Source organism: Streptomyces sp. AF1A (assembly GCF_047340315.1).
In the GTDB taxonomy this organism is placed as follows: Bacteria; Actinomycetota; Actinomycetes; order Streptomycetales; family Streptomycetaceae; genus Streptomyces.
Window position 1 is genome coordinate 1 of record NZ_JBLEBI010000242.1, and the last position, 8,221, is coordinate 8,221.

An 8,221-nucleotide genomic window follows, 5' to 3' on the forward strand; every position below is an offset into this window, starting at 1 on the left:
GTGGGGAAGCGCCCCTTCTTCGTGGTTCCGACCCGGTAGGGGGTGCCGTGGTTCCGACCCGGTACGGAGTGCCGCCTCAGGTGGCCGGGCGGCTGCCGCGCCCTCGTGGCTCGTCGCGCGGTTCCCCGCGCCCCTGAGGCGCGCTGCCCCCCGCGGTGTTTACAAGGCCACGCCCAGGAGCGCGTCCACCGCCCGCGTCACCACGCCCGGTGCGCCCGTGTCCGTGCCGCCCTGCTCCTCCTGCCGAGCCGCCCAGCGATCCACCGCCGCCAGGGCCGCGGGGGCGTCGAGGTCGTTGGACAGGGCCTCGCGGATCTCCTCCACGAGCGCGTCGGCGGACGGGCCGTCGGGCCGGGAGACGGCCGAGCGCCAGCGGCCGAGGCGGGCGACGGCGTCCGCCAGGACCCGGTCGGTCCACTCCCAGTCGGCGCGGTAGTGGTGGGCGAGCAGGGCGAGCCGGATGGCTGCCGGGTCGACGCCGTCGCGGCGCAACTGCGAGACGAAGACCAGGTTGCCCTTGGACTTCGACATCTTCTCGCCGTCCAGGGCGACCATGCCGGCGTGCACATACGCCTTGGCCATGGGGAACTCCCCGGTGAGCACCTGGGCGTGCGAGGCGCCCATCTCGTGGTGCGGGAAGGCCAGGTCGGAGCCGCCGCCCTGGACGTCGAAGCCCATGCCGAGGTGGTCCAGCGCGATGGCCACGCACTCGATGTGCCAGCCGGGGCGTCCCCGGCCGAGGGAGCCGCCGTCCCAGCTGGGCTCGCCCTCGCGGGCGCCCATCCACAGTGTCGGGTCCAGCGGGTTCTTCTTGCCCGGACGGTCCGGGTCGCCGCCGCGCTCCGCGGACAGCAGCCGCATGGCCGCCGCGTCGAGGTGCGAGACCTTGCCGAAGTTCGGGTCGGACTCGACGGAGAAGTAGACGTCGCCCTCCAGCTCGTAGGCCGCGCCGAGGTCGCGCAGCCGCTCCACGAGCGGGACGATGCCGGGTATCGCCTCGACGGCGCCTATGTAGTGCTGCGGGGGGAGCATTCTGAGGGCGGTCATGTCCTCGCGGAAGAGGGCGGTCTCCTTCTCGGCGAGGGCGACCCAGTCGACGCCGTCCCGCTCGGCCCGCTCCAGCAGCGGATCGTCGACGTCGGTGACGTTCTGGACGTAGTGGACCTGCCGCTTGGTGTCGAGCCACACGCGCTGCACGAGGTCGAACGCGTTGTAGGTCGCCGCGTGACCCATGTGGGTCGCGTCGTACGGCGTGATGCCGCAGACGTAGATACGGGCGACGGGACCGGGGTCGAGGGTGACGAGGCCGCCGGTCGCGGTGTCGTGGATCCTCAGGTCGCGGCCCTGACCAGGCAGGGCGGGGACCTCGGAAGCGGGCCAGGCATGCATGTACATGAGCCTAACCGTCCGCGTGCCGCGTATACGAACGGGATCTCGCCGGATGGCCGGCCGGGCGGTCTTGCGCGTTCGCGGCCGGTGTGCTCACACCGGCGGCCAGGGGATCGACGGCCACTCGCCGCTCGGCACGGGGTGCACGCCCGAGCCGAGCAGCGCGTCGACACGCGCGCGTGTGGCGTCGATCTCCGCGTCCGTGATCAGCCCGGTCAGCCGCTCGCCCAGCTCCGCGTCCAGGCCGGAGCGCAGCCCCGTGAGCACCTCGACCGTCTCGGCGGTGAGCGGCTCGCCGGCCCAGCCCCACAGCAGGGTGCGCAGCTTGTCGTCGACGTTGAAGGTGACGCCGTGGTCGATGCCGTAGAGGCGGCCGTCGGCGGTGGGCAGCAGGTGGCCGCCCTTGCGGTCGGCGTTGTTGATCACCGCGTCGAGGACGGCGAGCCGGCGCAGCCGGTCGTCGTCGGCGTGCACGAGCAGCGCGGTGCGCCCCTCGCCGACCTCGGCGAGCCCGATCGCCTTCCAGCCCGGCTCGGGCTCCTCGGCGTCGACCAGGGCGAGCAGCTCCGCCTCCGCGGTGACGTCGATCCAGAGCTGGCACATGCCCTCGCCGTAGGGACCGTCGCGCAGCACGGTCGGCGGGACGAGCCCCCAGCCGGTGGCCTGGGAGACCTCGTAGGCGGCCACCTCGCGGGCGGCCAGGGTGCCGTCGGGAAAGTCCCACAGCGGGCGCTCCCCGGCCACCGGCTTGTAGATGCAGGACGCCTCCCGGCCGTCGTGGGCGACCGTGCAGAACAGGGCGGCGTTGGAGGCCTCGCGGATCCGGCCGCGCACGGTCAGTTCACCGTGCGCGAGCAGCTCGGCGGCGGACGCGTCGGGGGCGGTCACGCCCCGCGGCGGTATCCGTTCTGGCGCGGACATACGTGTCCTTCCGGATCGAGCGGGAGGCTGCACAGCGGGCACGGCGGCCGCCCGGCGTTGACGACGTCGAGGGCGCGCTTGGCGAAGGCCCGGGCCTGCGCGCCGGTCAGCCGGACCCGCAGCATCGGGGGCCCGTTCTCCTCGTCCTGGAGCAGCCGCTCCTCGGCCTCGGCGAGGTCCTCCTCGGTGTCGGCGTCCAGCTCCACCAGGGCCTGCGCCTCGACGATCATGCGCTGCTCCTCGGCGTCCCAGGCCAGCGCCATGGTGCCGACCCGGAACTCCTCCTCGATGGGGGTGTCCAGCGGGCCGGTGTCGGCGATCTCGTTGGGGGCCACGGCCGGCACGGGGGCGCTGCCGCCGCTACGGCGTACGACCTCGTCGAGCAGTTCGTCCATGCGCTCGGCGAGTGCGGCGACCTGGGTCTTCTCCAGGACCACGCTGGTCACCCGGGAGCCTGCGGTGGCCTGGAGGAAGAACGTACGGCGTCCGGGCAGTCCGACCGTGCCGGCCACGAAGCGGTCCGGCGGGTCGTAGAGGAACACCTGACGGGACACGTCCTGTCTCCATTGAGTCGAAAGTTTCGGCGGTGCGGGGCATGCGGATAGGCGGCGCGGTGGATCGCTTCACCCTACTGCGGCGGACGATCACGGTGCGCCCGCACCGCCCCCGACCGGTGCGTCGCCGTCCCCCGGCTCCTCGTGGGGGGCGAGCGAGGCGAAGTCACCGGTGTCGCCGAGGCGGACGAGGAACGGCCTGAGGCGGGTGTAGCGGATCGCGGTGATGGAACACGGCTCCACGGAGATCCGCTGGAAGAGGTCGAGATGGAGACCGAGGGCGTCGGCCACGAGGGACTTGATGATGTCGCCGTGCGAGCACATGAGGTAGACGGCGTCGGCGCCGTGGTCGCGCTCCACGCGCGCGTTCCACTCGCGGACCGCCTCGGCGGCGCGGGTCTGCATGGCCCGCATGGACTCCCCGCCGGGGAAGGCGGCGGCAGACGGGTGCGCCTGTACGACCTCCATCAGCGGCTCGTCCTTGAGCTCGGCGAGCTTGCGGCCGGACCAGTCGCCGTAGTGGCACTCGCCGATCCGCTCGTCGGTGTGGACGCTCAGCTCCGGGCGGGCGTCGAGCAGCGGCCGTACGGTCTCCTGGCAGCGCTGCAGGGGGCTGGTGACGACCTCGGAGATCGGCAGTCCGGCGAGCCTGCCGGGCAGTGCGGAGGCCTGGGCGGCGCCCCGTTCGTCCAGGGCGACGCCGGGGGTCCAGCCGGCGAGCACCCCGGAGGTGTTGGCGGTGGAGCGTCCGTGCCTTACGAGGATCAGCGTGGGCATGCGGACCAGGGTAGGCGCATCGGAGAATGCGCTGCGGACCGGCCGAAGGGAGAGTGCGCTCCGTGATCGTCGACTGTGCCATCTACCGGCATGGAATCCGGACCGAGGGTCCGGAGGACCTGTCCGACGCGCTGGCCGAGGCGCGGGCGGCGGGCGGGTTCGTGTGGATCGGGCTGTACGAGCCGTCGGAGAAGGAGTTCGACCTGGTCACCCGGGCGTTCGCGCTGCACCCGCTGGCCGTCGAGGACGCCCTCAAGGCGCATCAGCGGCCGAAGCTGGAGGTGTACGACGACTCGCTGTTCCTGGTGCTGAAACCGGTGGTGTACGAGCCGGAGAGCGACACGGTCTCGGCGGGCGAGGTCATGGTCTTCGTCGGCGACGGCTTCGCGGTGTCCGTCCGGCACGGCGAGGGTTCGCCGCTCGGGGCCGTCCGGCGCCGGCTGGAGGAGGAGCCGGAGATGCTCGACAAGGGCCCCACCTCGGTGCTGTACGCGATCGCCGACGCCATCGTCGACCACTATCTGGAGGTGGCGACGGAGCTGCAGACGGACCTGGAGGGGCTGGAGGCGGAGGTGTTCCTGCCGGAGAGCGGCGGGTCGCGGGGCACCGCGTCCCGGATCTACACCTTCAAGCGGCAGATCCTCGCGTTCCGCCGGGCCACCGGTCCGCTGGCGCTGCCGCTGGCCCGGCTGGCCGGGACGGGTTCGCTGGGCGGCGCGGTGCCGTTCGTCGACGACAAGGCGCGGCCCTTCTTCCGGGACGTGGGCGACCACCTCACGCGGGTCAACGAGTCGGTGGAGGGGCTGGACCGGCTGGTGTCGGACGTCCTGTCGGCCCATCTGGCGCAGATGAGCGTGCGGCAGAACGACGACATGCGGAAGATCTCCGCGTGGGCGGCGATGGCCGCGGTCCCCACGATGATCGCGGGGATCTACGGGATGAACTTCGACCACATGCCCGAGCTGCACTGGCTGTGGTCGTACCCGGCGGTGATCCTGCTGATGGCCTTGTTCGAGGTGCTGCTCTACCGCCTGTTCAAGCGGCGCGGCTGGCTGTGAGCGGGGCCGCTAGGCGAGCTCGGGGGCGGGGGTGGCCGGGCCGCCGAGGGCGTTGCGGCGCTCGGGCATGCGCAGCGTGACCATGCGGCGCCGGCCGCCGAGGCGTTCCCAGGTGTGGACGGCGTGGATGCCGGCCGCGATCAGCGCCGACCTGGACCGTGACCAGCCGAGGATGCGCCCCATGCGGGCCATGACCGCGAGGCTGACGTCCCGGTGGACGCGGATCTCGGCGCGGGCGCACGCGCGCAGGGTGCGCCGGATCAGCGGGCCGTGCCCGGCGGCGGCGAGGCGCAGCAGTTCCTCGTGGGTGTAGGCGAGGTGGTTGTCCTCGTCGTGCGCGATCATCCGTACCGCCCTGCCGATCTCGGGGTGGTCGGCGAAGTGCCGCAGGAGCAGCCGCATCTGCTCGGCGGCGCGCTGTTCGGTGACGCGGCTGTGGGCGAGGTAGACGACGATGTCCCGCTCGGTCAGGGGCTCATCGCGCCGGAGCCGGTCGTGGGCGAGGCCGATGCCGCGGCGCTCGAGGAGCATCGTGTAGTCGGTCTCGGGCGGCACGGCGACGGGGGTGAGCCCGCGCTTGGTCATCAGGGCGGTGAAGATGCGCCCGTGCTTGTCCTCGTCGGCGCCGTGCCGGGCGATCTTGGGGGCCAGTGCGCGCTCGCCGGGCGGGACCAGCACGGCGATGCGCCGGTTCTCCCAGCCGCCCTGGGACTCCCCGCTCGCGGCGATGGAGCAGAAGAGCCGGAAGGACTCGTCGTGGTCGAGGATTTCCCGGAACAGACGTTTGGCCGACAGCATGAAACGAGTCAAATATGGACAGAAAGGCGCCGCAACAGCTGTCCGCCCGCTCTCGGCCGGACGAAGGAACGCGAGGGTCGTAACCGCGCGGTGCGCGGCGCGTTGTTCTCTGCGACGGCCGTGGCGGGGAAGACCCCCGAGCCCCCACCACGGCCGCTGAAGGTCTCCGGCTCAGCCGAGCCCGGCGCGCTCCAGGGCCTCGCTGCCGGCCCGCAGCGAGGCGAGCCGCTCCTCCAGAGTGAAGCCGGCGGGGGCGAGGCTCAGGGTGGTGACGCCGGCGGCGGCGTAGGCCTTCATCCGGTCGGCGATGCGGTCGACGGAGCCCAGCAGCGTGGTCTTGTCGATGAGGTCGTGCGGAATCGCGGCGGCCGCGCCCTGCTTGTCCCCGGACAGGTACTTCTGCTGGATCTCGGCGGCCTCCTTCTCGTATCCCATGCGCTGCGCGAGCTGGTTGTAGAAGTTCTGCTTGGCGCTGCCCATGCCGCCGACGTACAGCGCGGTGTAGGGACGGAAGGTGTCCGCGAGCGTGGCCACGGCCTTGTCGTCGCCGACGGCGAGCGGCAGGGTCGGGCAGACGTCGAACCCCTCGAGGGTCAGGCCCGCCTTCTCGCGTCCCGCGCGCAGGTGCTTCAGGGTGGTGTCCTCCAGGTGGTCGGCGGAGGGGAAGATCAGCAGCGCGCCGTCGGCGATCTCACCGGTCTGCTCCAGGTTCTTCGGCCCGATCGCGGCGATGTACAGCGGGATGCGCTCGCGCACCGGGTGCACGGTCAGCTTGATCGGCTTGCCCGGGCCGCCGGGCAGCGGCAGCGTCCAGTGCTGCCCCTCGTACGTCAGCCGCTCGCGCGTCATGGCCTTGCGCACGATCTCCACGTACTCGCGGGTGCGGGCGAGCGGCTTGTCGAACGTGACGCCGTACCAGCCCTCGGAGACCTGCGGTCCGGAGACGCCGAGGCCCAGGCGGAACCGGCCGCCGGAGAGGGAGTCCAGGGTGGCCGCCGTCATCGCCGTCATCGCGGGCTGCCGGGCCGGGATCTGGAAGATGGCCGAGCCGACGTCGATGCGCTCGGTCTGCGCGGCGACCCAGCTGAGCACCGTGGCCGCGTCGGAGCCGTACGCCTCGGCGGCCCAGCACACGGCGTAGCCCAGCCGGTCGGCCTCCTGCGCCACGGCCAGGTTGTCCCCGTCCATTCCGGCACCCCAGTAGCCGAGGTTGATACCGAGCTGCATGAGCGATTCCCCTTACCCGTCAGTAACACCTGTGGCGCAGACCTTAGCGCGCAGGTGCGGGCCGGGGGCAGGGCGCGGCCCCGGTATGCGGGGCGGATCACGCTTCCCATCAGGCGGTACGAGTTGTCCACAGGCAACCCACCGCACGGCTTCTGGCCAGTAATCTCGCGGGCATGGAGCAGAGGCATCTCGGCCGTACCGGCCTGCGCGTGTCCCGGATCGGACTCGGCACCCTCACCTGGGGCCGGGACACCGACGAGCACGACGCCGCGGACATGCTGAAGGCGTTCTGGGAGGCCGGCGGGACGCTCGTCGACACCGCGGACGTGTACGGCGACGGAGAGGCGGAGTACCTGCTCGGACGGCTCATGGACGGGCTCGTCCCGCGCCGGGACCTGGTCATCTCCACCAAGGCCGGCAGCGTGCCCGACCCCGACCGCCGGTTCGACTGCTCCCGCGGCCATCTGCTCGCCGCGCTCGACGCCTCCCTGGCCCGCCTGGGCACGGACCACGTCGACCTGTGGCAGATCCACGCCTACGACCCCGAGACCCCGCTGGAGGAGACCCTCCAGGCCCTCGACACAGCGGTGAACAGCGGCCGCGCGCGGTACGCGGGCGTGTCCAACTTCAGCGGCTGGCAGCTCGCCAAGGCGGCCACCTGGCAGCTCGCGGCGCCGGGCACCCGGACCCGGCTGGCCAGCACGCAGATGGAGTACTCGCTGCTCCAGCGGGGCGTGGAGCGCGAGGTGCTCCCCGCCGCGCGGGACCTGGGCGTCGGCCTGCTGCCCTCCTCGCCGCTCGGCCGGGGCGTGCTGACCGGCAAGTACCGGCACGGCACTCCCGCGGACTCGCGGGGTGCCTCCGAGCATCTGGCGCCGTTCGTCGAGCCGTACCTGGACGACACGGCGAGCCACATCGTGGACGCGGTGACCACGGCCGCCGACGGGCTCGCGGTCACGCCGCTGCAGGTGGCCCTCGCCTGGGTCCGGGACCGGCCCGGGGTGGCCGCGCCGATCGTCGGCGCCCGCACCGCCCAGCAGCTCACGGCGGCATTGTCAGTGGAGGCCCTTAGTCTTCCTGACGAGATCTGCCGGGCGCTGGACGACGTGTCGGCGCCGGTGCACCGCTATCCCGATCACGACTGGAGCACGCTGTGAGCACGGAGCCGGAGACCACGGAGGAAGCCGGGCCGGGGACGCCGGACACCCCGCCGGCCGAGGGCCGGGACGCGGCCCCCGAGGAGCCCGGCGCCGCCGGGGCCGGCGGGACCGGCGGCGCGGAGAAGACGGCGGACGACGCCGCCGACGGGCCCGGGCTGTCCGAGGCCGAGGCGGAGCTGGCCGCGCAGCGCCTCGAACGGGAGCGGATCGAGCGGCGCAAGGCCCGCAAGCAGGGCCCGATCGAGAGCGGTGCCAAGCTCAGCGGCACGGCGGCCGACCTGCTCGCCGCGGTCCGCGCGGTGGAGAGCGGCGAGAAGCCGGTGGGCGCGGCGTTCAC

At 72.8% G+C, this 8,221-nt stretch carries 8 protein-coding genes and 1 pseudogene; 3 read left to right on the plus strand and 6 right to left on the minus strand.

Going from position 1 to position 8,221, the window contains the following annotated elements; translation table 11 throughout:
• Positions 1–159: 159 nt before the first annotated feature.
• The 4 genes from mshC to ACLU3S_RS34170 all read right to left on the minus strand — a co-directional run bounded on the left by mshC (position 160) and on the right by ACLU3S_RS34170 (position 3,641).
• Complete coding sequence (gene mshC, locus ACLU3S_RS34155; protein WP_413955875.1) at positions 160–1,389, minus strand: cysteine--1-D-myo-inosityl 2-amino-2-deoxy-alpha-D-glucopyranoside ligase; 1,230 nt, start codon at positions 1,387–1,389, stop codon at positions 160–162.
• Between the two features lie 93 nt (positions 1,390–1,482).
• Positions 1,483–2,310 carry an SCO1664 family protein gene (locus tag ACLU3S_RS34160; RefSeq protein WP_413955868.1) on the minus strand — a complete coding sequence of 276 codons (828 nt, stop codon included), beginning with the start codon at positions 2,308–2,310 and terminating at the stop codon, positions 1,483–1,485.
• A complete protein-coding gene (locus ACLU3S_RS34165) occupies positions 2,274–2,864 on the minus strand; it encodes a DUF3090 domain-containing protein (protein ID WP_413955869.1) in 591 nt (196 codons plus the stop codon). Before ACLU3S_RS34165 ends, ACLU3S_RS34160 begins: the two co-directional genes overlap by 37 nt.
• A gap of 90 nt (positions 2,865–2,954) precedes the next feature.
• On the minus strand, positions 2,955–3,641 hold the full coding sequence (locus ACLU3S_RS34170; protein ID WP_413955870.1) for a histidine phosphatase family protein: 687 nt from the start codon (positions 3,639–3,641) through the stop codon (positions 2,955–2,957).
• Between the two features lie 62 nt (positions 3,642–3,703).
• Here ACLU3S_RS34170 and corA point away from each other — a divergent pair, with 62 nt between their 5' ends.
• Complete coding sequence (gene corA / locus ACLU3S_RS34175; protein ID WP_413955871.1) at positions 3,704–4,699, plus strand: magnesium/cobalt transporter CorA; 996 nt, start codon at positions 3,704–3,706, stop codon at positions 4,697–4,699.
• Between the two features lie 9 nt (positions 4,700–4,708).
• Here corA and ACLU3S_RS34180 read toward each other — a convergent pair whose 3' ends face one another.
• Both ACLU3S_RS34180 and ACLU3S_RS34185 read right to left on the minus strand, forming a co-directional pair.
• The gene (locus ACLU3S_RS34180) at positions 4,709–5,497 is read right to left on the minus strand and encodes a ferritin-like domain-containing protein (protein WP_413955872.1); all 789 of its coding nucleotides are present in this window, start codon (positions 5,495–5,497) and stop codon (positions 4,709–4,711) included.
• A gap of 171 nt (positions 5,498–5,668) precedes the next feature.
• On the minus strand, positions 5,669–6,724 hold the full coding sequence (locus tag ACLU3S_RS34185) for an LLM class F420-dependent oxidoreductase (RefSeq protein WP_413955873.1): 1,056 nt from the start codon (positions 6,722–6,724) through the stop codon (positions 5,669–5,671).
• 173 nt (positions 6,725–6,897) lie between these two features.
• Between ACLU3S_RS34185 and ACLU3S_RS34190 the strand changes: the two genes are divergently transcribed.
• Together ACLU3S_RS34190 and ACLU3S_RS34195 are read left to right on the plus strand one after the other, a co-directional pair.
• The gene (locus tag ACLU3S_RS34190; protein ID WP_413955874.1) at positions 6,898–7,881 is read left to right on the plus strand and encodes an aldo/keto reductase; all 984 of its coding nucleotides are present in this window, start codon (positions 6,898–6,900) and stop codon (positions 7,879–7,881) included.
• Positions 7,878–8,221 (plus strand): annotated as a pseudogene (locus ACLU3S_RS34195) (DNA helicase RecD); the annotation flags it as partial. The gene ACLU3S_RS34190 and the pseudogene ACLU3S_RS34195, both read left to right, overlap by 4 nt.

Excerpts from the sequence above, each read along its gene's own strand:
- mshC (WP_413955875.1), bottom strand. The coding sequence starts at position 1,389 with ATGCATGCCTGGCCCGCTTCCGAGGTCCCCGCCCTGCCTGGTCAGGGC.
- ACLU3S_RS34160 (WP_413955868.1), bottom strand. The coding sequence starts at position 2,310 with ATGTCCGCGCCAGAACGGATACCGCCGCGGGGCGTGACCGCCCCCGAC.
- ACLU3S_RS34170 (WP_413955870.1), bottom strand. The coding sequence starts at position 3,641 with ATGCCCACGCTGATCCTCGTAAGGCACGGACGCTCCACCGCCAACACC.
- ACLU3S_RS34180 (WP_413955872.1), bottom strand. The coding sequence starts at position 5,497 with ATGCTGTCGGCCAAACGTCTGTTCCGGGAAATCCTCGACCACGACGAG.
- ACLU3S_RS34185 (WP_413955873.1), bottom strand. The coding sequence starts at position 6,724 with ATGCAGCTCGGTATCAACCTCGGCTACTGGGGTGCCGGAATGGACGGG.
- ACLU3S_RS34190 (WP_413955874.1), top strand. The coding sequence starts at position 6,898 with ATGGAGCAGAGGCATCTCGGCCGTACCGGCCTGCGCGTGTCCCGGATC.